20 protein-coding genes are annotated in these 21,315 nt (G+C 70.2%); 10 read left to right on the forward strand and 10 right to left on the reverse strand.

All coding sequences use genetic code 11. The features are described from left to right. Positions 1-99: 99 nt before the first annotated feature. From ACFZBP_RS03230 to ACFZBP_RS03250, 5 genes are all read left to right on the forward strand, one after another. Positions 100-2,454 carry a hypothetical protein gene (locus ACFZBP_RS03230; protein ID WP_391409556.1) on the forward strand — a complete coding sequence of 785 codons (2,355 nt, stop codon included), beginning with the start codon at positions 100-102 and terminating at the stop codon, positions 2,452-2,454. Between the two features lie 11 nt (positions 2,455-2,465). Continuing rightward, complete coding sequence (locus tag ACFZBP_RS03235) at positions 2,466-2,867, forward strand: DUF5955 family protein (RefSeq protein ID WP_383446821.1); 402 nt, start codon at positions 2,466-2,468, stop codon at positions 2,865-2,867. A 125-nt stretch (positions 2,868-2,992) separates the two neighbouring features. After that, a complete protein-coding gene (locus ACFZBP_RS03240; RefSeq protein ID WP_391409557.1) occupies positions 2,993-3,592 on the forward strand; it encodes a histidine phosphatase family protein in 600 nt (199 codons plus the stop codon). 110 nt (positions 3,593-3,702) lie between these two features. Beyond that, entirely contained in the window at positions 3,703-4,332 is a 630-nt protein-coding gene (locus tag ACFZBP_RS03245) for a hypothetical protein (RefSeq protein ID WP_391409558.1), read from the forward strand. Positions 4,333-4,383: 51 nt separating this feature from the next. Beyond that, the gene (locus tag ACFZBP_RS03250; protein WP_383446812.1) at positions 4,384-4,806 is read left to right on the forward strand and encodes an acyl-CoA thioesterase; all 423 of its coding nucleotides are present in this window, start codon (positions 4,384-4,386) and stop codon (positions 4,804-4,806) included. Positions 4,807-4,996: 190 nt separating this feature from the next. Here ACFZBP_RS03250 and ACFZBP_RS03255 read toward each other — a convergent pair whose 3' ends face one another. After that, positions 4,997-5,392 carry a winged helix-turn-helix transcriptional regulator gene (locus tag ACFZBP_RS03255; protein WP_383446809.1) on the reverse strand — a complete coding sequence of 132 codons (396 nt, stop codon included), beginning with the start codon at positions 5,390-5,392 and terminating at the stop codon, positions 4,997-4,999. Between the two features lie 119 nt (positions 5,393-5,511). Between ACFZBP_RS03255 and ACFZBP_RS03260 the strand changes: the two genes are divergently transcribed. Together ACFZBP_RS03260 and ACFZBP_RS03265 are read left to right on the forward strand one after the other, a co-directional pair. Continuing rightward, positions 5,512-6,942: an MFS transporter gene (locus ACFZBP_RS03260; RefSeq protein WP_391409559.1), complete on the forward strand. Its 1,431-nt coding sequence runs from the start codon at positions 5,512-5,514 to the stop codon at positions 6,940-6,942. Between the two features lie 73 nt (positions 6,943-7,015). Further along, positions 7,016-7,465: a spore-associated protein gene (locus ACFZBP_RS03265; protein WP_391409560.1), complete on the forward strand. Its 450-nt coding sequence runs from the start codon at positions 7,016-7,018 to the stop codon at positions 7,463-7,465. A gap of 27 nt (positions 7,466-7,492) precedes the next feature. Here the strand turns inward: ACFZBP_RS03265 and ACFZBP_RS03270 are convergent, their stop codons facing one another. From ACFZBP_RS03270 to ACFZBP_RS03305, 8 genes are all read right to left on the reverse strand, one after another. After that, the gene (locus ACFZBP_RS03270; protein ID WP_383446800.1) at positions 7,493-9,139 is read right to left on the reverse strand and encodes a serine/threonine-protein kinase; all 1,647 of its coding nucleotides are present in this window, start codon (positions 9,137-9,139) and stop codon (positions 7,493-7,495) included. A 142-nt stretch (positions 9,140-9,281) separates the two neighbouring features. Then, complete coding sequence (locus ACFZBP_RS03275; RefSeq protein ID WP_391409561.1) at positions 9,282-10,682, reverse strand: solute carrier family 23 protein; 1,401 nt, start codon at positions 10,680-10,682, stop codon at positions 9,282-9,284. Between the two features lie 223 nt (positions 10,683-10,905). After that, positions 10,906-12,285, reverse strand: a complete 1,380-nt coding sequence (locus ACFZBP_RS03280) for an 8-oxoguanine deaminase (RefSeq protein ID WP_383446790.1) — start codon at positions 12,283-12,285, stop codon at positions 10,906-10,908. A gap of 136 nt (positions 12,286-12,421) precedes the next feature. Then, the gene (gene pucL / locus ACFZBP_RS03285) at positions 12,422-13,345 is read right to left on the reverse strand and encodes a factor-independent urate hydroxylase (RefSeq protein ID WP_383446785.1); all 924 of its coding nucleotides are present in this window, start codon (positions 13,343-13,345) and stop codon (positions 12,422-12,424) included. Positions 13,346-13,350: 5 nt separating this feature from the next. Next, positions 13,351-13,743 carry a hydroxyisourate hydrolase gene (gene uraH / locus ACFZBP_RS03290; protein ID WP_383446780.1) on the reverse strand — a complete coding sequence of 131 codons (393 nt, stop codon included), beginning with the start codon at positions 13,741-13,743 and terminating at the stop codon, positions 13,351-13,353. A gap of 3 nt (positions 13,744-13,746) precedes the next feature. After that, on the reverse strand, positions 13,747-14,259 hold the full coding sequence (uraD, locus tag ACFZBP_RS03295) for a 2-oxo-4-hydroxy-4-carboxy-5-ureidoimidazoline decarboxylase (RefSeq protein WP_383446777.1): 513 nt from the start codon (positions 14,257-14,259) through the stop codon (positions 13,747-13,749). Between the two features lie 132 nt (positions 14,260-14,391). Beyond that, on the reverse strand, positions 14,392-14,760 hold the full coding sequence (locus ACFZBP_RS03300) for a helix-turn-helix domain-containing protein (protein ID WP_383446774.1): 369 nt from the start codon (positions 14,758-14,760) through the stop codon (positions 14,392-14,394). Further along, positions 14,757-15,008, reverse strand: a complete 252-nt coding sequence (locus tag ACFZBP_RS03305) for a thiamine-binding protein (protein ID WP_217207344.1) — start codon at positions 15,006-15,008, stop codon at positions 14,757-14,759. The genes ACFZBP_RS03300 and ACFZBP_RS03305 overlap by 4 nt, the downstream gene beginning before the upstream one ends. Before the next feature lie 133 nt (positions 15,009-15,141). Here ACFZBP_RS03305 and ACFZBP_RS03310 point away from each other — a divergent pair, with 133 nt between their 5' ends. The 3 genes from ACFZBP_RS03310 to ACFZBP_RS03320 all read left to right on the forward strand — a co-directional run bounded on the left by ACFZBP_RS03310 (position 15,142) and on the right by ACFZBP_RS03320 (position 18,672). Further along, on the forward strand, positions 15,142-15,981 hold the full coding sequence (locus ACFZBP_RS03310) for a TIM barrel protein (protein ID WP_391409562.1): 840 nt from the start codon (positions 15,142-15,144) through the stop codon (positions 15,979-15,981). Positions 15,982-16,123: 142 nt separating this feature from the next. Then, on the forward strand, positions 16,124-17,014 hold the full coding sequence (locus tag ACFZBP_RS03315; RefSeq protein WP_391409563.1) for a 2-hydroxy-3-oxopropionate reductase: 891 nt from the start codon (positions 16,124-16,126) through the stop codon (positions 17,012-17,014). Positions 17,015-17,214: 200 nt separating this feature from the next. Next, positions 17,215-18,672: a catalase gene (locus ACFZBP_RS03320; RefSeq protein ID WP_391409564.1), complete on the forward strand. Its 1,458-nt coding sequence runs from the start codon at positions 17,215-17,217 to the stop codon at positions 18,670-18,672. Between the two features lie 662 nt (positions 18,673-19,334). Here ACFZBP_RS03320 and gcl read toward each other — a convergent pair. Further along, the gene (gene gcl / locus ACFZBP_RS03325; protein WP_391409565.1) at positions 19,335-21,119 is read right to left on the reverse strand and encodes a glyoxylate carboligase; all 1,785 of its coding nucleotides are present in this window, start codon (positions 21,117-21,119) and stop codon (positions 19,335-19,337) included. Positions 21,120-21,315 lie beyond the last annotated feature (196 nt).

Here is a 21,315-nt window from a genome sequence, read left to right on the forward strand (position 1 = left end):
CCGGGTTGGCCGATGTTCGCCGATTCGCGATCACAGAGGAGGGGGATGTCATAGAGTGCGGCCACTGATCTCTGAGGTCAGGGATGGGGGAACCGACAGGTGTTCTTGTCTCGGAGTGGGTCCGACTCGCCATCCTTCTTACGCGGCCGTACAGCCCTGCTGCTCCTGCTCGTCGTCGTCGGGGGCAGCCCGTGGGCGCAGCGTCCGGTCTGGGACTTCTACATCGAGAAGTTCTACATAGAGCTCTCCGACAACGAGACCGTACGCACGCTCACCGAAGCGGCCCTCGTCCCCGGCTGGGAGTACTCCCCCGACCGGTACGCCGGCGTGACCTTCCTGGTCATCGACAACGTCTGCGTCGTCGCGCTGCTCGCGGGGCTCGCCCTCTTCGCCTCGCGACTGCTGCGCCACGGGGCGGGCTGGATCCGCTGTCTGGCCGTGGGTGTGCTGGCGAGCGAGGTCGAGGCCCTGCTGCGGGTCGGGCTGCTCGAGACCTTCATCCCGGACACGGAAGTGTCACCGGCCGGCACCCTGCTGAAGGAGCTCACGCTCTCGGCCCTCGTCTTCGGCCTGGCGGTCGGCGTACTGCTCGCGCTGCTGACCTCAGGGCCACCCGGCACCCACGTCTTGAGGTCCGTCACCGCCCCGAGGTCCGTCACCGCCCCGAGGACGTCACCGGCCAGGAGGAGAAAGGGAGGGCTCGGCATGACGACCCCACAGGTACGCATGCCGGTCGGGAGCGCACCGGGTGATGTCACCCGCTATCTGTGCACCGCGGCCTACGTGGACGAACGCTTCGCCGACCGGGTGGTGGAAGAGGTTCTGGCCGACGAGGCCAGCGCTGTGGCCCCCTCACCCGATGTCGACCTGGTGTCGGTGGCACGCCACTGCCTGACGGCACAGGAACTGCGTCACCGGCGCGACCTGCGCCTGGCGGGGGCGTTCGCCGTCGTGGCACTGCTCGCACCCCTGTGGCTGCTGTACGTCGCGCTGCTCCTGTCGACCACCCGGCGCCCCGGCGTCCAGCCGAGCCTGGCCACCCGCGGCCACCACCAGCCCGGCAGCAGGGCGCTGGTGTCCGGCGCCGTCACGGCCGGAGTGGTGGCGCTGCTGGCCTTCTACTTCGCCTCCCTGGTCTCGTCGTTGCCCGTGCCGGGTTTCTTCGGCTGGCTGCTCGGCTCCTATCTGGGCGGGGTGCCGGCCGTCCTGGCGTCGATCGGGGCGGTGGTGTTCGCCCACATGACGGTCGTGGACCACGACCGGGACATCGACCAGCTGCTGCGCACCACCATGACCCGCGACACGTTCGCGCTGCAGCCCCGCCCCACCGTCCCGCGGCGGAAGTGGATGGCCGAGCGGCTCAGGGCCGTCCGGCAGGCCCAGGTCGGCAACGTCACGGTGTACAGCGGGTACACCCCGTTCGTCGGCTACTCGGAGACCAGCTCCAAGTGGTCGCTCGCGGTGCCGCTCCTGCCCGCCGACGACCGGGCCGGCCTGACCGCACGCCCCGCCGAGCCGGAGCCCTTCACGGTCGCCGAACTCATCGACCACGTCCGCGCACGACTGCGCGCGGTCGCCGAGCGCGGCGTCACCGACGGGGCGGCGAAAGCAGGCGAGGAGACGGAACCCGGCGAGGAGGCGCTCGGATCCCTCGTCATCGAGGACCGCGTCTTCGCGAACGGCACGACCATCGGTGACGACGAGCGGTTCATCGAGGCGGAGCGAAGCATCACCCCGACCGTCCGGCTGTCCCCCGAAGAGGTCGAGCAGATCATGCTGCGTCCGACCGGGACCGTCCGCCACTATCTGGCGGTGCACGTCCCGATGTGGGGCGGAGACGTCGTACCGAGCGTGTTCCTGCACTTCTCGACCGCGGGCAGAACGCTGCACCTGCACTGCGACAACCACGTGCTGGGCCCGGTGGCCGCGGACTACCACGTCGTGGACCGCCTGCGCGGCCCGCTCGGCCCCGACGGCAGGCGTGGCCTGCTCCTGGCTTCCCTCGCCCGCACCGGCGGCGCCTTCTTCGCCGCGCCGTACCGAGCACTGCGCCACGCCCGCTTCGAGACCCGGCACACCAGGCGCATGGTGGACGAGCTGAAGGCCATGGAGCAGGACCCGGTCTTCGACTACGGCGCCCGGGTGAGCATCAGGGAGATGGCGCTCAGCCCCGACTACCACAACTACTTCCAGGTCGTGGACTCCGGCCGGATCGTCTCCCTGGTGGAACGTCACACCCTCGCCGCCATCCGGGAGTTCCTCGACGCGCACGGCTACGACATCGCCGATTTCCGCACCCAGCAGCAGACGATCCTCAACCAGGGGCTCATCCAACAGGGCGGGATGAGCATCATCGGCAACCAGGCGATCGGCGCGGGCGCGACCGCCACCCAGAACATCCCGCAGCAGTCCGGCGGCTCCGCCCTCAGCGCCGCCGGCGGCTCCGACAAGTAGGGAACTCTCTCATGCGAAACGACGACGGGCGCCAGGGCCCTCCCGTCAACAAGGGCGTCATGATCAGCGGCGGCACCCAGTACGTGGGCAACCAGGCCGTGGGAGACGGCGCCCAGGCATCCTCCGGCCCCGTCTCCTTCCAGACGCAGGACCCGGAGCAGGCCGCTCGCACCGCCCGGCTCCTGGCCGTCGTCGAGCGGTTGCTGGAGGAGCACCGCACCGCGCTCGCCGACCCTGACGCCACCAGCAGGGAACTGCGCCGGCTGCGCGAGGAACTCCAGGAGGAGGAGCCCCAGCCGACCGTCCTGCGGCGCGCCCTCCACCGGCTGAACGAGTTCGTCCAGCCGGTAGCCCCGCTCGTCGTCGCGGTCGGACAGCTCGCGCAGTCGGTGCAGAGCCTGCCGGGGGTCTGAACCGGCCGTGAGGTACGACGACGGCCGTCCGGACGGGCCCGGCGCGGGCCGTCCGGCCCAACCCGCCCTGCGGCCGTCGGCGACGCTGTGGCACGGTGCTGGGAGGCGAGCGGGAAGGCACGCACGTGGGTGATCTCCTTCTGGTCCGGCACGGCGAGACCGAGTGGTCACGGTCCGGGCGACACACCGGCCGGACGGACGTGCCGCTCACCGAGCACGGCCGGGACGAGGCGCGGTGGCTGGTCCCGCTGATCCGGTCCCATCGGATCGGGGCCGCCTTCGTCAGCCCCTTGCAGCGGGCGCGGGAGACGGCGGAGCTGATCGGGCTGCACGACGTACGTGTCGACGTCGATCTGCGGGAGTGGGACTACGGCGGGTACGAGGGGGCCACGACCGTCGAGATCCAACGGGAGCGGCCGGGGTGGTTCCTCTTCACGGACGGGGTCGCGCCCGGTCCGCCCGACCGTCCCGGGGAGAGCCCCGAGCAGGTCGGCCGGCGCGCCGACCGGATGCTGGGCAAGGTGGACGCGGCGCTCGCCCAGACCGAGGGGGCCGTGGTGCTCGTGGCGCACGGGCACTTCCTGCGGGTGCTCACGGCCCGGCGGCTCGGGCTGCCGGCGGCAAACGGGGCGCTGTTCCAGCTGGCGACGGGGACGGTGTGCCGGCTGGGCACCGAGCACGGGCGGCCGGTGATCGCCGGGTGGAATGTCAGACCCGGGTCGTAGCCTTCCCGCAGACAGGGCGTGTGCCTGCCGGCAAGGGGCCGGTGCGGCCGAGGCCCACGCCCCCGTCGACGCCCACGCCCGCGTCGACGCCGCCCGGGGAGGAGCACGCCGTGACCCGACCGCCGACCGCCGCCCAGCGGCGTGTCATCGACGCCGCCGACCCGGTCACGGGGCGGCTCAGGGGTACTGAGGCGCAGCTCGCGGCGCTGGTGAAGCGCGGGCTCGCCTTCCGGCACCCGCGGCCGCCGCACGATCACTTTCTGACACCGACCGGGCATCGGATACGGGAGGCGGAGCCGGTGGAGCCCGCGAAGGCCGAGGCTCCCGCGGCCGGCGGGGTGTTCGCGGCCCGGATCGGTGGCGAGGAGGACCCGCCGAGGAGCGGGCCGGGCCGGGTCCGCGAGGTGCACAGTGCCTGGCAGGGGCTGCTGGAGCTGCGCCGGATGACCAACCCCGACGGGGCGACGGACCGGCCGTGCGGATGGGAGCGAACGCATCTCGTGCAGGCCGCCGCGCTCGCCCTGGAGGCCGCCGGGCACCGTCCGGCCGGGCCGGACCTGGAGGCGGGGTACCGGGTGCGGGCCACCCCGCAGCCGGAGGCGGTCGCCGTGCACGAACCGGACGGCGCGCGGCTGCGGGACTGCGCCGCCACACTGGAAGGGGCGGGGTGGCAGGTCGGCGAGCACACCGAACCTCGTACAAGAGCGCGATATCTGCTGGCATCCCCGCGCCGGGCATGACGGGCATGCCAAGATCGGTGCACAGGGCATCGAAGGCGAGAAGAGGAAGCAGTGAGCGAGCCGTTTTCCGTCCGGGTCACCGTCCGCGGCTACGAGACGGATGTGCAGGGGCACGTCAACCAGAGCGTGTACATCAACTATGCGGAGCACGCCCGCTGGTCGTTGCTCCAGGCCGCGGGCATCAGCCAGGCGGGCCTGATAGGCAAGGGCGTCGGCCCCGTCGCGCTGGAGACGACGATCCGCTACAAGCGGGAGCTTCTCGCCGGTGACGAGGTCGATGTGACCTGCGCCTTCGAGTGGTCGGGCGGCAAGACGTTCCGGATCCAGCAGATCGTTCGCAAGACGGACGGCACGGTGGCCGCCGAACTGACGGCGATCGGCGGCCTGCTGGACCTCAAGGAGCGCAGGATGGTCGCCAACCCGCAGGACTACTTCAAGGAACTGGCCACGGACCCGAGCCTGTTCGGGCTCTAGGGGGTGTTTCGAGAGTCCCGTGCGGTGCCCGCGCCCGCCGCGGCAGCGGCTGGTGTCGTAGCCGGTGCGTGCCCTCGGCGCGCCGGACGAAGGCCCTCGTACTGGACGTACCTGGGCCTTTGGCCGGTGCGGCGAGGGTGCGTGCCGGGCGCCGTGGGTGCTGTGCGGGACTTTCGAAACACCCCCCTAGTCACACCAACTCAGGTGCGTGCTCCTCGTCGTAGGCGGCGCGGGCCTCGGCGATGTAGACCCTGTTGCGCTCGGCCCAGTCGGTGAGGCGTTGCAGGGTCTCGTGCAACTCCCGGGCCACCGGGGTCAGTTCGTACTCCACCTTCGGCGGCACCGTCGGATGGACGGTGCGGGTCACGAGGCCGTCGCGCTCCAGGTTGCGCAGGGTGAGGGTCAGCATCCGGCGGCTGATGCCCTCGATGCTGCGCTCCAACTCCGTGAACCGGATGGGTCCGTGGGCGGCCGCCACGAGGATCTGGACGCTCCATTTCCCGGAGACCCTGTCAAGAACCTCACGGACCGGGCACGCGTGCGCGTTCACTGCCTGGACGGTAACACCGGTGTTCCTCTGGGACATCGAACTGCCTCCTTATGCCGCTCTCCATGGTCACCCACGATGAACCCCGTTACAAGTCGTGCACCAAGGGCTCCACGGTGCACCGCGGGTTCTACGGAGAATGCGGAGGCCAACCGGCCATGTCGACCACGCTGCAAGCACCGGCGCCCACGGCGTCCCCCCGGACGTACTCCCGCTGGTCGTCCCTCGTCGTCCTGTGCGCGGGGACGCTGATGACGATCCTGGACGGCAACATCGTCACCGTCGCCATGCCGGCCATCCAGAGCGACCTCGGCTTCTCGGGGCCGGGTCTCGCCTGGGTCGTCAACGCCTATCTGATCCCGTTCGGCGGGCTGCTCCTGCTCGTCGGCCGGCTCGGTGACCTGGTCGGCCGCAAGCGGATGTTCACGGCGGGGCTCGCCGTGTTCACCGCGGCCTCCGTGCTGTGCGGGGTGGCGACCGAGCAGGGCGTGCTGATCGCGGCGCGGGCCCTGCAGGGCGTGGGCGGGGCGATGACGTCGGCGGTGGTGCTCGGCATGCTGGTCGCCCTGTTCCCGGAGCCGCGCGAACAGGCCCGTGCCATCGCGGTGTTCAGCGCGGTCGGCGCGGCGGGCGGGGCGCTCGGCACCTTTCTCGGCGGGGCGCTGACCGAGGCGCTGAACTGGCACTGGATCTTCCTGATCAACCTGCCGATCGGCGTCGCGGCCTGGCTCGCGGCGGTGCGCGTCCTGGCGACTGACCGTGGCGCCGGACTCGGCAAGGGCGCCGACTACCCGGGCGCGGCCCTGATCACCGGCGCGCTGATGCTCACGGTGTACGTCATCGTCGGCGCCGGCGACCGCGATCTCACCGCCACTCTCCTCCTGGCGACCCTGGCCCTCACCCTGTTCGTGGCGTTCACGCTCCGCCAGACGCGGGCCGCGCGTCCACTGCTGCGGCTGGGGCTGTTCGGCTCCCGGCTGCTGAGCGGTGCGAACGCCGTCCAGATGCTGATGATCGCCACGATGTACGGCTTCCAGTTCATCGGCGCGCTCTACCTCCAACGCGTCCTGGGCTACGGCGAGTTGCTCACCGGCACCGCGTTCCTGCCGGCGCCGGTCGCCATCGGGGTGCTGATGCTGGGGCTGTCCGCCCGTACCGTCGGCCGGTTCGGGGCCTACCGGGTGCTGCTGGCCGGGCTGGCGCTCATCGTGGCGGGCATGGCGCTGCTGAGCCGGGCGCCGGTCCACGGCTCGTACGCCATCGACGTACTCCCGCCGCTGCTGCTGCTCGCCACCGGGTTCGCCGCCGCGATGCCCGCGCTCACCGGGCTGGCGATGGCGGGGGCCCGCGCGGAGGACGCGGGGTTGGCGTCCGGGGTCTTCAACACCACACAGGTGGTGGGTGGTTCGCTGGGCCTCGCGGTGCTGTCGGTGCTGGCGGCCAGTCACACCGATGGTCTGCTCGCGGGAGGCGCCGAGCCGGTGGCGGCCACGGCGGCCGGTTACCAACTCGCCTTCCAGGTAGGGACGTTGATCGCGGCGGGAGCACTGGTGCTGGCGGCGACCCTGTTGAGGAAGCGTCAGAACTGAGTACAACCATTCGCATACCCGGTGGGTCACACCATGCAGGAGCAACCACCTCCAATGGAGACCAGGGGGAAATATGCGATACGCACGTTCTGTCCTGTCCGCTGCCGCGTTGGCGGCCCTGACGGTGGGCACCACGGCCGCCCTCACGGCGCCCGCCTCCGCCGCGCCCAACACCACCCCGCAGAAGGTCTGCGGGAGCAGCTACAAGACGGTGAACTCGGCGGCCGTCGGCTCGCTGGGCACCATCTACCTCACGTACAACGCGTCCAACGGCAAGAACTGCGTGGCGACCATCCGCAACAACCCGGGCACCGTCATGGACATGTCGGCGTGGATCTACGTGTCCGACACCGAGGAGTACGACGAGGACTACGGTCAGTACACGTCGTACGCGGGACCGACCTACGTCTACGGCAAGGCGCACTGCGTGGACTGGGGCGGTCACATCAAGAACGTGTACGTGCAGGTGACGGGCTCCAACTGCGGCGCCCTGAAGGAGAACCGGGTGACCTTCACCCGGTGACCCGACCGCGGGGGCATCGCGGTGCGACTAGGCGGCCTTCTTCCAGACCGTCATGTCCAGGCTGAGAAAGGCGAGCTCCGGCAGCGCCGTCGACTTCGTCTGGACCACGAGCAGCGCGATGTCCCCGGACGGGTGCTTGACGCAGATCTCGGTGCCGGCCGCCACGGAGGCCAGCGTCCAGCGGTGTTTGTCGGCACCGCCCAGCAGGAGACGGCATTCGTCGAGGGTGGTGCCCGAACTGCCGAACATCTGGAGGAACACGCTGGTGTCACTCTCGATCGCGCAGCTGGAGCCCTCGCAGTCGAGACGGATGTCGCCCTTGCGGTCCTCGCGCCAGAGCGGCCTCTCGAAGCTCAGTGATGTCTCCGTGTTCAGCAACGCGGGGGCATGAGTGAGGACTTGCGGTGAAGCGGACCTCGTCGGGGCGGGCTTCGACGGTTCCGGCGTCCTGTCACCGGTTCCCGCCGCCCCGGCACCGTCCGACGACCTCGGCGCGGAGGCCGATGACGACGACTCCGGCCCGTCCCCCGGCGACCCTTCGGACTCCCCCGCGCCGGACGTCGCCTGCGCGCCCGCGACCCAGTCCCGGAACCTGCCCCCCGCCTCCGAGACCATCCACGCGAAGCCCGTCAGCACCAGCGCCCCTGCCATCACGGCCGCGATCGTGACCAGTGCCGTACGCCGTCTGCGGGCCCGTCGATCGTCTGGCCCCGTCCGCTGCGGCCGGGTGACCACCAACGGCCGCGTGTGCAGCATCCGGGTGGGGTCCGGCACGGGCGACGGGACCGTCACCTCCGGCCCCATGACGTCCCGCCAGACGGTGGGCCCCGCACCCGCGTCGGCGTCCGCGCCCAGTCGCCGTCGGCACCACTCGACGACCTCCGCCAAGGTGGCCCGCTCCTGCGGGTCGGCGGCCAGGCACCGGGCGAACAGAGGGCGGAGCGGCTCGGGCAGGACGGACAGGTCCGGTTCGTCGTGCACGATGCGGTAGAGCACGCCGACCGCTGATCCCTCCCCGTACAGCGGTCGGCCCAGGGCCGCGAACGCCGCGGTCTGGCCCAGTGCGAAGACATCGGTCGCGGCCGTGACCTCGCCCCCGGCGGCCTGCTCGGGAGCCATGAAGTGGGGCGTGCCGACGGTGGAGCCGGTGGCGGTGTGGGAGCTGAGGTCCGCGGCCAGCGAGATGCCGAAGTCGATCACCCGGGGCCCGTCGGCGGCCAGCAGCACGTTCGACGGCTTCAGGTCCCGGTGCACGATGCCCGCCCCGTGGATGGCCTGGAGCGCCTCGGCGACCCCCGCCATCAGCCACAGCACGGCGGACACCGGCAGCGGGCCGCTCCGGGCCACGGCCTCCGTCAGGGAGGGCCCGGGCACGTACAGCGTGGCCAGCCAGGGCGGTATGCCGTCCGTGTCGGCGTCGATCAGCTCGGCGGTGTACGCGCCGCGGACCCGTCGTGCCGCCTCCACCTCCCGGCGGAACCGCCGCCGGAAGGCCGGGTCGTCGGCCAGCTCCGGCCGTACCACCTTGATCGCCACCGGCCGGCCGCCCTGGGTGTGCGACAGATAGACCCGGCCCATGCCCCCCGCGCCCAGCCGGGCGACGAGACGGTATCCGGCCACTACGGACGGGTCGTCCGCCTGGAGTGGCTGGAACACCTCGGTCGCGTTGCTCATCGGCCCGCGTCCCCCCTCATCCCCTGGCTCCCCTCAGTCCCCTGAACCCCGGGTCAACCATGAGTTGACCGAGAGAGAAGCCTAAGCGGAATTCGGATGGGGAAGGCTCCGGCCACCTGGCAGACGGAGCCGTTCACCGCCCTCAGGGAGTGGCGGGGGCCCGGGTCGTCGTCCCGGTGATCTCCTCTCCCGCCTCCATCGGGTGGGTGACGTCCTGGGCGTCCCGGCCGCCCCTGCCGAGGTGGTTGAAGACCAGGTTGAGCAGGACCGCCGCGACACAGCCCGTGGAGATGCCGGAGTCGAGGACGATCCGCGCCGTCTCCGGGAAGGCGTGGTAGAACTCCGGCGCGGTGATCGGGACGATGCCGACGGCGAGCGAGACGGCGACGATCAGGACGTTGTTGTCCTTGTCGAGGCCGGCCCGGACGAGGGTCTGGATGCCGCTCGCGGCGACCGAACCGAAGAGGACGACGCCCGCGCCGCCGAGCACCGGGCGCGGTACGACCGCGATGAGCGAGGCCGCCATCGGGCACAGGCCCATCAGCACCAGGAAGCCGCCGCCGACGGCGACGACGTACCGGCTGCGGATCTTCGTCATCGCGACCAGGCCGATGTTCTGCGCGAAGGCGCTGCACATGAAGCCGTTGAACAGCGGGCTGATCGCCGAGCCCAGGGTGTCGGCGCGCAGGCCGGCCGCGATGGTCTTCTCGTCGGCCGGGCGGTCGACGATCTCGCCGAGCGCCAGCATGTCGGCCGTCGACTCGGTCATCGACACCACCATGACCACGCACAGCGAGACGATCGCGGCGAGCTGGAACTGCGGGGCGCCGAAGTGGAACGGGGTCGGGAAGCCGATGACGTCCGCGTTCGCGACGGGTCCGAAGTCCGTGACGCCGAACGGGATCGCGATCAGCGTGCCCGCGACCAGGCCGAGCAGCACGGCGATCTGCTTGACGAAGCCGGTGGTGAAGCGGCGCAGCAGCAGCACTATGAGCAGGGTTCCGGCCGCCAGGCCCAGGTTCGTCGCCGAACCGTAGTCGTGGGCCGCGGGGTCGGGTCCCTGTGCCCAGCCGAAGGCGACCGGCAGGAGGGAGATGCCGATCAGCGTGATGACCGTGCCGGTGACCACGGGTGGGAAGAAGCGGACCGCCTTGCTGAAGAAGGGGGCGGCGAGGAAGCCGAGGAGGCCGGCGACGATGACCGCGCCGAAGATGACCGGCAGCGCGTCGGACTTGTCGTCGGTGGACGCGACGATCGCGGTCATGGGGGCGACGCCGGCGAAGGTGACGCCGTTGACGAACGGCAGCCGGGCGCCGATCTTCCAGATGCCGAGGGTCTGCAGGAAGGTGGCCAGGCCCGCGGTGAAGAGGCAGGCGCCGGTGAGGAAGGTCAGGTCGGTGGCGCTGAGGCCGATGGCGGCGCCGACGATCAGGGGTGGGGCGACGACTCCCGCGTACATGGCGGCCACGTGTTGCAGGCCGGTGGTCGCCATTTTCAGGGCGGGGAGTTTCTCGTCGACGGGGTGAACGGGGTGGGCGGGCACAGCGGATCTCCTCCGGTCGGTTACACGGCGTCTCTGACGTGGGTTTCAGGGAGGTGGTGCGCGGTCGTGCGGGACCGGGGGACGGGCCCGTTCCGGGGGGAAACGGAGACCGTTCCGGGGCGCACGCGTTCACGCGCGCCCCGGAGACGGCCGCCATGGACCCCGCTCGGGTCCACGGCCACCGGTCGGGAGCCGTCCCTCCCGACCGGAGTTCTTCGACGGCTCAGGCCCGCGCGGCGATCCGCGCCAGGCGCTGGGCCTCGTCCCGCGTCGAGCGGGCGATGGCGTCCTCGTCGGCCGTGAGCAGCCGCCCGTTCTCGACGATCTGCCGGCCGTTGACGAACGATGCGGTGACCGGGGCGGCCGCGCCGAAGACCAGGGCGGTCACCGGGTCGGCGATGGAGGCGTGGGCGAGGGTGTCCAGCTTCCACAGCACGAGGTCGGCGAGCTTGCCCGGCTCCAGCGAGCCGATCTCGGCGGACCGGCCGAGGACCTGGGCGCCGCCGTACGTGCCGAGCCGCAGCGCCTGTCGGGCGTTGAGGGCGGCCTCGCGGTGGGCGCCGAGGCGGTTGATGAGGAGGGCGTTGCGCAGTTCGGTGTGCAGTTCGCCGGACTCGTTGGAGGCGGTGCCGTCGACGCCGAGGCCTACCGGGACGCCGGCCGCGAGCATGTCGGGGACGCGGGCGATGCCGGCCGCGAGGCGGGCGTTGGAGGACGGGCAGTGGGCGACGCCGGTCTTCGTGCGGGCGAAGGCGGCGATGTCGGAGTCGTTCATGTGGACGCAGTGCGCCATCCACACGTCCTCGCCGAGCCAGCCGGTGGACTCGAAGTAGTCGGTCGGGCCCATGCCGAACAGCTCGTGGCAGAACTTCTCCTCCTCCACGGTCTCCGAACCGTGGGTGTGCATGCGCACGCCGAGGCGGCGGGCGAGCTCGGCGCCCTGCTTCAGGAGCTCGGTGGAGATGGAGAAGGGGGAGCAGGGGGCGACGGCGACCTGGGTCATCGCGTCGAAGGAGGCGTCGTGGTGCCGCTTGACGGTCTCCTCGGTCCCGGCGAGCGCGCCTTCGAGGGTCTCGACGGCGAAGTCCGGGGGCAGTCCGCCGTCCTTCTCGCTGCGGTCCATGGAGCCGCGGGCCAGGGTGAAGCGGACGCCCATGTCGCGGGCGGCACCGATGATGGCGCCGGAGAGGTCGCCGGAGCCCTGCGGGTAGACGTAGTGGTGGTCCATGGCGGTCGTCACGCCACCGCGGGCCATCATCGCCAGCGAGCCCTGCGCGGCCGAGCGCACCATCTGCTCGTCGATGCGCGCCCAGGTCGGGTAGAGGGCGACGAGCCAGTTGAAGAGGTTGTGGTCGGTGGCCAGGCCCCGGGTGATCCACTGGTAGAAGTGGTGGTGGGTGTTGACCAGGCCGGGGGTGACCAGGTGCCCGGTGGCGTCGATACGGCGTACGACGTTCTCCAGGCCCTCGGGAGCCTTGCCCGCGCCGAGCGACTCGATGCGGTTGTCGGCGATGACGACGTGCCCGGTCGCGTACTCGGTGTCGTGTGCGTCGACGGTCGCGATCGAACAGTTCTCGATGACGATGCGCTGGGCTGCTGCCATGGTTCGCCCCTTTTTCACGGGAGTTGTGCTGATCGGAGAGGGCACGGCAGGACCCCGGGAGTTTGAGTGCCGTGACCGGGGAGCCGGGTCCGCGGGGAGGCGGGTTCCCCGGTCACGGGTGCCGAAAGGGGATGGATCAGAGGTTGGTGAGGTCCATCGGGATCTTCGCCTCGCAGCCGTCCCGCAGGATGGTGGCCTCGATCAGGCCGTAGGGGCGGTCGGCGGCGAAGTACACCTCGTTGTCGTTCTTCAGCCCGAAGGGCTCCAGGTCGACGAGGAAGTGGTGCTTGTTCGGCAGTGAGAAGCGGACCTCGTCGATCTCGCTGCGGTTGTTGATGATGCGCGAGCCCATCTGGTACAGGGTCTGCTGCAGGGAGAGCGAGTACGTCTCGGCGAAGGCCTGGAGCATGTGCTTCTTGGTCTGCTCGTAGGACTTCTCCCAGTTGGGCATCCGCTGGTCGTCGTCGGTCCAGTTGAACCGCCAGCGGCCGGAGACCTGCGTGGCCAGGATGCGGTCGTACGCCTCCTTGAGCGTCGTGTACTTGTCCTTGACGTAGCCCCAGAATTCGGAGTTGGTCGAGTTCATCACGACGAGGTCCTTGAGGCCCGAGACGACCTCCCACTTCTCACCGTCGTAGGTGATCTGCGTGACCCGCGTCTCCTGGCCCTTGCGGACGAAGGAGTGCTTGACCTCGTCTGCGCCGATGAACTGCGAGTTGGCGTCAGAGGCCTCGATCCGCTCCCAGGCGTACTCCTCGATCCGGATCCGGGCCTGGTGGATCGGCTCCTGCGAGGTGACGAAGTGACGGGCGAGGTGGATGCCGAACTGCTCGGCCGACTCGATGCCGTACTCCTTGGCGAACGCGTACACCGTGTTCTTGGTGGTGTCGGTCGGCAGGACGTTGGCGTTCGAGCCGGAGTAGTGGACCTCGTCCATGTCGCCGGAGAGGGCGACGGAGACGTTCAGGTCCTTGATGTGGTGGGTGGCGCCGTCCCGCGTGATCTTTACGACTCGGTTCTCGGCCTTGCCGTACTGGTTCTGTCCCAGGATCGTGGGCATGTCTGCTAGCTCCCTCGGTAAACGGAGTAGCCGAACGGGTTGAGCAGCAGCGGCACGTGGTAGTGCTCCCCGGGTGTCACGGCGAAGGTGATCGCCACCTCGGGGAAGAACACGGCACCGCTGTCCCGATTCGCGGGGGCGTCCTGCTGCGCATCGGCTTGCTTCTTCTCGAAGTACGGCTCGACGGCGAAGTCGAGCCGTACGTGTGTGGTCCCCTCCGGCAGCGCCGGGAGGTCCTTGCACCGCCCGTCCGCGTCGGTCGCGGAGCCGCCGAGTGCCTGCCAGTCCTCGGCACGCCCGGAGCGGGCGGCGAGCTGGATGGCGACGCCCTCGGCGGGGCGGCCGACGCTGGTGTCCAGGATGTGTGTGGACACGGAAGCGGTGGTGCTGGTGCTCATGGGTCAGGCTTCCTCTTCGACGATGCGGGCGAGCCGGATACGGTTGATCTTGCCCAGCTCGGCGCGGACGATCTCCCGCTCCTGCTCCGGCGAGTTGCCGATCCGCTCCTTGACCGCGTCGCGCATCTGCTCGCCGGTCCGGCCGGTGGCGCAGATCAGGAAGACATGGCCGAACCTGTCCTGGTAGGCCAGGTTGAGTTCGAGCATCTCCGCTCTGAGCTCCTCGGAGGCGCCGGCCATGCCGCGCTGCTCCCGGGCCGAGGTCGGGTCGCCCGGCTTGGGGCGGCCGATCGGCGGGTGCCCGGCCATCGCCTCGGCCAGGTCCTCGGCGGTCAGCTCGGCCATGGCGGCGTCACTGGCCTCGTAGAGGTCGTCGGCGGTGGCGTAGGGGCGGGCGGCGAGCAGCCGCTTCGCCCATGCCGTGGAGGCGCACGCCTCGTGGAGAGCGGCGAACGCCGCGTGCTCCTCCAGGGCGTTGAACCGGGTCAGGCCCGGGGGCGTGGAATTCGACGTCACGGGAGCCTCCGTGGCCGCGCAGGGCCTTCGTACTGAACGGGCGTGCCGATAGCTAACGCCCTACGACGACGAGACGTCAACACTTTGTTGAAAATTCGCGGTTACGAAACCGGGGGCCCCTGCCGGTACCCGTCAGGCGTTCTTGTCCCGGTTCAGGTAGTTGTAGACGGTGAAGCGGCTCACCCCGAGGGCGCTCGCCACGGTCTCCACGCCGTGCCGCACGGAGAAGGCACCCCGCGCCTCCAGTATCCGTACGACCTCCTGTTTGGCCTTGCGGTCCAGGTCGGCCAAGGGCCGACCCTTCCTGCGCTCCATGGCGGCCAGGATGTGGTCCAGGGAGTCGGCGAGCTGGGGCAGCCGTACGGCGACGACGTCGGCGCCCTGCCAGGAGAGCACGACGTCCTCGGGGCCGGCCTCGTCGGGCGGGAGTATCTCGCCGCCCATGGCGTCGACCAGCGGCTTCACGGCCGCGATGAAGGGCTCGTCCCCGGCGCCGGTCACTCCTCGCCCTCCCCGACCACGTTGAGCTGGAGGGAGATCCGGGTGGCGCCGGCCTCCAGGCTTCTGCGCAGCAGGGCGTCCACCGCGGTGAGCACGGTGTCGGCACCGCCCTCCGCCGTGTTGCCGAACGGACCGACGTCGACCGCGTCCAGCGCGGCCGCCTCGATGACCTCACGGGCCGCCAGCGCGTGCGCGGGCGCCTCGTCGAGATCGAAGGGCTCGGTCGTGAACTCCACTCTCAATCGCACGCGGTCAACCTAACGCGCGGTACCGCCTTCCGCCGAGCCCTCTTGACAAGCCGGGACACACAACGGCAATCTTCCAGTACGCAGAAACTAACTTCCGCAATATGGAATCTCGACACGGAAGGGAGCGCCGGCGATGGGATTCGCAGAGCAGCGCTTCAACGTCAACCTGTCGATCCTCTTCACGGAACTCCCGCTCCTGGAGCGTCCCGCGGCCGCCGCCGCGGCCGGCTTCACCGCGGTCGAGCTGTGGTGGCCCTGGGTCGACTCCCCCACCCCCGAGCAGTCCGAGCTCGACGCCCTGAGGAAGGCCATCGAGGACGCGGGCGTCCAGCTCACCGGGCTGAACTTCTACGCCGGTCAGCTGCCCGGCCCCGACCGCGGCGCCCTGTCGGTCCCGGGCGAGGAGTCGGAGAGGTTCCGCGCCAACATCGACGTGGTGGCCGACTTCGCCCAGTCGCTCGGCTGCAAGGCGCTCAACGCCCTGTACGGCAACCGCGTCGAGGGCGTGGATCCGGCCGAGCAGGACGCGCTCGCGCTGGAGAACCTGGTCCTCGCGGCCCGGGCGGCCGACCGCATCGGCGCGATCCTGCTGATCGAGACGCTGAACAAGCCGGAGTCGCCGCTGTACCCGCTGGTCAGCGCCCCGGCCGGCATCGGCATCGTCGACAAGGTCAACGGGGCGACGGGGCTGGGCAACGCGAAGTTCCTCATGGACCTGTACCACCTGTCCATGAACGGCGAGGACCTGCCGGCGGTGATCGAGAAGTACGCCGCGAAGACCGGCCATGTGCAGATCGCCGACAACCCGGGGCGCGGCGCGCCCGGCACGGGGGCGCTGCCGCTTGAGGAGCTGCTCGATCAGCTGGCCAAGGCGGGCTACGAGGGCTGGGTCGGCCTTGAGTACAAGCCCGGCGACAAGCCCAGCGCGGAGGCGTTCGACTGGCTGCCGGTCGAGCAGCGCGCCGGCCGCTGACGGCGCCGTCCCTGGGGGCTGCCGCCCCCAGACCCCCGCTTCGGCCCGAAAGGGCCTCGTCCTCAAACGCCGGACGGGCTGCATTTCGCTGACCGGCATCTATTCGTTTGCGCACCACAGCAGTTCAGAGAGGTACCCCATCATGAGCAACCTCCCCAAGATCGCCTGGATAGGCCTCGGCATCATGGGCTCCCCCATGTCCGAGAACCTGATCAAGGCGGGCTACCAGGTCACCGGCTTCACGCTGGAGCAGGACAAGCTGGACCGACTCGCCGCCGCCGGCGGTAAGGCCGCCGCCTCGATCGCCGAGGCCGTGCGGGACGCCGACGTCGTCATCACGATGGTGCCGGCCTCTCCGCAGGTCGAGGCCATCTCCTACGGCCCCGACGGCATCCTGGAGAACGCGAAGTCCGGCGCGCTGCTGATCGACATGTCCTCGATCACCCCGCAGACCTCGGTCGACCTGGCGAAGGCCGCCAAGGACAAGGGCATCCGCGTGCTGGACGCCCCGGTGTCCGGTGGTGAGGCCGGCGCCATCGAGGCCGTGCTGTCGATCATGGTCGGTGGCGAGCAGGCCGACTTCGACGCCGCGAAGCCGATCCTCGACGCCCTCGGCAAGACGATCGTGCTGTGCGGTCCGCACGGCTCGGGTCAGACCGTGAAGGCGGCCAACCAGCTGATCGTCGCCGTGAACATCCAGGCGTGCGCCGAGGCCGTGGTCTTCCTGGAGAAGTCCGGCGTGGACCTGACGGCCGCGCTGGACGTCCTCAACGGCGGCCTGGCCGGCTCGACCGTGCTGACGCGGAAGAAGGACAACTTCCTGAACCGCGACTTCAAGCCCGGTTTCCGCATCGACCTGCACCACAAGGACATGGGCATCGTCACCGACGCCGCCCGCAATGTCGGCGCCGCCCTGCCCGTCGGCGCCGTGGTCGCCCAGCTGGTCGCGTCCCTGCGTGCGCAGGGCGACGGCGGCCTGGACCACTCGGCTCTGCTGCGGGCCGTGGAGCGCCTCTCCGGCGCCCAGGTCTGACCCACTCCGAGACTTCCGGGCGGCGCCCCCGCTGACACCTGTCCTGTCGCGCCCAGGCGGGGGCGCCGCCCGGAATCAACCGCTGCAAACAACTTCAACAAACTGTTGACGTTCAGATTCTCCCACTTCTAGGCTCCATCAAGCGGAAATAGTTTTCCGCTGCCACCAGCACGGAAGTGCCACCGCACGGAAGGTCCACGATGTCGAAGCGCGTGCTCACGACCGAGGCCGGCGCCCCGGTCGCCGACAACCAGAACTCCGCCTCCGCCGGCGTCGGCGGCCCGCTCCTCCTCCAGGACCAGCACCTGCTGGAGAAGCTGGCGCGCTTCAACCGCGAACGGATCCCGGAGCGCGTGGTGCACGCCCGGGGCTCCGGCGCGTACGGTCACTTCGAGGTGACCGACGACGTCACCGGCTTCACCCACGCCGACTTCCTGAGCGCGGTGGGCAAGCGGACCGAGGTGTTCCTGCGCTTCTCGACCGTGGCCGACAGCCTCGGCGGCGCGGACGCGGTGCGCGACCCGCGCGGTTTCGCGGTCAAGTTCTATACGGCCGAGGGCAATTACGACCTCGTCGGCAACAACACCCCGGTGTTCTTCATCAAGGACCCGATCAAGTTCCCCGACTTCATCCACTCGCAGAAGCGCGACCCGTTCACGGGCCGTCAGGAGCCGGACAACGTCTGGGACTTCTGGGCGCACGCCCCGGAGGCCACGCACCAGGTGACCTGGCTGATGGGCGACCGCGGCATCCCGGCGTCGTACCGCCACATGAACGGCTACGGCTCGCACACCTACCAGTGGACGAACGCCGACGGCGAGGCCTTCTTCGTCAAGTACCACTTCAAGACCAACCAGGGCGTGCGCTGCCTGAGCGCCGAGCAGGGCGCCGAGCTCGCGGGCAAGGACCCGGGCTCCCACCAGACGGACCTGCTGCAGGCCATCGAGCGGGGCGTGCACCCCTCGTGGACGCTGTACGTCCAGCTCATGCCGGCCGCCGAGGCCGCCGACTACCGCTTCAACCCGTTCGACCTCACCAAGGTCTGGCCGCACAAGGACTACCCGCTGCGGCGCGTGGGCCGTCTTGTCCTCGACCGCAACCCGGACAACGTCTTCGCCGAGGTCGAGCAGGCCGCGTTCTCCCCGAACAACTTCGTGCCGGGCATCGGCCCCTCCCCCGACAAGATGCTCCAGGGCCGGCTGTTCGCCTACGCGGACGCGCACCGCTACCGCCTGGGCGTGAACCACACCCAGCTCGCGGTGAACGCCCCGAAGGCGACGACCGCGCAGAACTACGGCCGTGACGGTCTCATGGCGACCAACTCCCAGGGCCGCGGGGCGAAGAACTACGAGCCGAACTCCTACGACGGCCCGGTGGAGACCGGCCGCCCCCTGTCGGCCCCGCTGGCGGTGACCGGCCACACCGGCACCCACGAGACCCCGCTGCACACCAAGGACGACGACTTCTTCCAGGCGGGCGAGCTGTACCGCCTCATGTCCGTCGAGGAGAGGTCCCGCCTGATCGCGAACATCGCCGGCGGCCTGTCCCAGGTGTCCCGCGACGACGTGATCGAGAAGAACCTGGCCCACTTCCACGCCGCCGACCCCGAGTACGGCAAGCGCGTGGAGGAGGCGGTCCGCGCCCTGCGCGAGGACTGAACCACCAGACTGCGTCCGTCTCCTGACGGGAGGTCATGAGCCGGACGCATCGCCCGCGCCACACCGCCGATCGACCCGGATGAGGGGTGGTCGACCGGCAACGGGACGCGGGCAACGTGAGGACCGCGGCGGCGTGCGAGCCAGTGCGGTGGTGAAGGTCCGGGCCTCCTTCTCGACCAGAGGGAAGGAGCCCCCGGTTCCGTCGCTGCCGCCGCGGTCCCGAGCCTCTCCAGACCCCGTCCGGCGGCGCGAACGTCCTGTCGCGCCCAGCCTCGCACCGTCGGACGGCCACAACCGCATACCTCACCGGCCGAAGAGCGCCGGGTACGGACGGTCCCGTACCCGGCGCTCTTCGGCGTACCCCTCCGGGTGGGCGGACCGGCGAGGCGTCGGCTCCCGACCGGTGGACGGTCTCCCGAGCCTGCCGGCGTACGCCAGTGGTCGTACGCCGGCTACGCAACCCTCAAATCAACCTCTGAACACACGCCGGGAGGCTTCAACCGTCCCCGGTGCCGGGCACATTGTTCTCACACGAGGCCCGCCGACACGGGGGCGGCGGGCCTCCACGGGGGAGCAAGTGTCACGGGGGAGCACGGAAAAGGGGCGGTCCAGCCTTTCGGCTGGACCGCCCCTTCTGTGTCCGGGCGGACGGAGCGGGCGCGTCAGACCTTCAGGGTCTTGATGGACGTGGGCGCGTGCTCCGGCTCCGTCGCGAGCTCCTCGAACTCGACGACGTTGCTGATGTCGTTGGTGGTCGACATGGAGATGTTGGTGACCCGTTCCAGGATCGCCTCGACGACGACCGGCACCTGGTGCTCGGCGGCGAGCTTCTTGGCCTGCTCCAGGGCCGCGCCGAGCTCCGCCGGGTCGGTCACGCGGATCGCCTTGCAGCCGAGGCCCTCGGCGACCTTGACGTGGTCGACGCCATAGACGCCGAGCTCGGGCGAGTTGATGTTCTCGAACTCCAGCTTGACCTGGAAGTCGATGTCGAACGCCCGCTGCGCCTGGCGGATCAGGCCCAGGTAGGAGTTGTTGACGAGGACATGGACGTACGGGATCTTGTGCTGCGCGCCGACCGCCAGTTCCTCGATCATGAACTGGAAGTCGTAGTCGCCGGACAGGGCGACGACCTGCGCCTCCGGGTCGGCCTTGGCGACGCCCAGGGCGGCCGGGATGGTCCAGCCGAGCGGGCCGGCCTGGCCGCAGTTGATCCAGTGCCGCGGCTTGAAGACGTGCAGCATCTGGGCGCCGGCGATCTGCGAGAGGCCGATGGTGGAGACGTACCGGGTCTCCGGGCCGAAGGCCTTGTTCATCTCCTCGTAGACACGCTGCGGCTTGATCGGGATGTCGTCGAAGTGCGTACGGCGCTGGAGGGTGGCCTTGCGCTCCTGCGCGGACGCGGCCCACGCCGAGCGGTCGGGCAGCTTGCCGGCCGCCCTCAGCTCCCGCGCGACCACCACGAACAGCTCCAGGGCCGCCTTCGCATCGGACGCGATGCCGTAGTCCGGGGCGAAGATCTTGCCGATCTGGGTGGGCTCGATGTCGACGTGGACGAACTTGCGGCCGGCCGTGTAGACGTCGAGCTTGCCGGTGTGGCGGTTGGCCCAGCGGTTGCCGATGCCGAGGACGAAGTCGGACTCCAGGAAGGTCGCGTTGCCGTAGCGGTGCGAGGTCTGCAGGCCGACCATGCCGGCGTTCAGCTCGTGGTCGTCGGGCAGCAGGCCCCAGCCCATGAGGGTCGGGACGACCGGGGTGCCGGTCAGCTCGGCGAACTCGACGAGGAGTTCGGCGGCGTCGGCGTTGATGACACCGCCGCCGGCGACGATGAGCGGCCGCTCGGACTCGTTGAGGAGGGCGATCGCCTTCTCGATCTGGGCACGGGTCGCGGCCGGCTTGTACGCCTGGAGCGGCTCGTACGTCTCCGGGTCGAACTCGATCTCGGTGAGCTGGACGTCGATCGGCAGGTCGATGAGGACGGGGCCGGGACGGCCGGAGCGCATCAGGTGGAAGGCCTGCTGGAAGACGCCGGGAACCTGTGCGGCCTCCAGGACGGTCACCGCCATCTTCGTGACCGGCTTGGCGATCGAGGCGATGTCGACGGCCTGGAAGTCCTCTTTGTGGATCACGGCGGTCGGTGCCTGGCCGGTGATGCACAGGATCGGGATGGAGTCGCCGATCGCGGAGTACAGGCCGGTGATCATGTCGGTGCCGGCCGGGCCGGAGGTGCCGATGCAGACGCCGATGTTGCCCGGGTGGGTCCTCGTGTAGCCCTCGGCCATGTGCGAGGCGCCCTCCACGTGGCGGGCGAGGGTGTGGTTGATGCCCCCGGAGGCCTTGAGGGCCGCGTAGAAGGGGTTGATCGCCGCGCCCGGCACGCCGAACGCGTTGCTGACACCCTCGCGCTTGAGGATCTCGACTGCCGCTCGGGCAGCGGTCATACGAGCCATTGAGTACTCCTGCTTCGGCTGTCGGATTCGCACTCCCGTCGCGCCCCGCGGTGAGCAATTCCGTGACGATGTCGGTTCCGCACTGCTTTCCGCATTGCGGAAACACTTTTCTACTATCTGGAAGCAATGTAGGTGGGTCGCCGAAGACCGTCAAGGGGCGGACAACCGGGCGCCCCTGGAGGACGATGGGAGCGCT

Source organism: Streptomyces sp. NPDC008086, assembly GCF_042957325.1.
Taxonomy (GTDB): Bacteria; Actinomycetota; Actinomycetes; order Streptomycetales; family Streptomycetaceae; genus Streptomyces.

Excerpts from the sequence above, each read along its gene's own strand:
- ACFZBP_RS03235 (WP_383446821.1), top strand. The coding sequence starts at position 2,466 with ATGCGAAACGACGACGGGCGCCAGGGCCCTCCCGTCAACAAGGGCGTC.
- ACFZBP_RS03255 (WP_383446809.1), bottom strand. The coding sequence starts at position 5,392 with ATGTCCCAGAGGAACACCGGTGTTACCGTCCAGGCAGTGAACGCGCAC.
- ACFZBP_RS03260 (WP_391409559.1), top strand. The coding sequence starts at position 5,512 with ATGTCGACCACGCTGCAAGCACCGGCGCCCACGGCGTCCCCCCGGACG.
- ACFZBP_RS03265 (WP_391409560.1), top strand. The coding sequence starts at position 7,016 with ATGCGATACGCACGTTCTGTCCTGTCCGCTGCCGCGTTGGCGGCCCTG.
- ACFZBP_RS03270 (WP_383446800.1), bottom strand. The coding sequence starts at position 9,139 with ATGAGCAACGCGACCGAGGTGTTCCAGCCACTCCAGGCGGACGACCCG.
- ACFZBP_RS03280 (WP_383446790.1), bottom strand. The coding sequence starts at position 12,285 with ATGGCAGCAGCCCAGCGCATCGTCATCGAGAACTGTTCGATCGCGACC.
- pucL (WP_383446785.1), bottom strand. The coding sequence starts at position 13,345 with ATGCCCACGATCCTGGGACAGAACCAGTACGGCAAGGCCGAGAACCGA.
- uraH (WP_383446780.1), bottom strand. The coding sequence starts at position 13,743 with ATGAGCACCAGCACCACCGCTTCCGTGTCCACACACATCCTGGACACC.
- ACFZBP_RS03310 (WP_391409562.1), top strand. The coding sequence starts at position 15,142 with ATGGGATTCGCAGAGCAGCGCTTCAACGTCAACCTGTCGATCCTCTTC.
- ACFZBP_RS03315 (WP_391409563.1), top strand. The coding sequence starts at position 16,124 with ATGAGCAACCTCCCCAAGATCGCCTGGATAGGCCTCGGCATCATGGGC.
- ACFZBP_RS03320 (WP_391409564.1), top strand. The coding sequence starts at position 17,215 with ATGTCGAAGCGCGTGCTCACGACCGAGGCCGGCGCCCCGGTCGCCGAC.
- gcl (WP_391409565.1), bottom strand. The coding sequence starts at position 21,119 with ATGGCTCGTATGACCGCTGCCCGAGCGGCAGTCGAGATCCTCAAGCGC.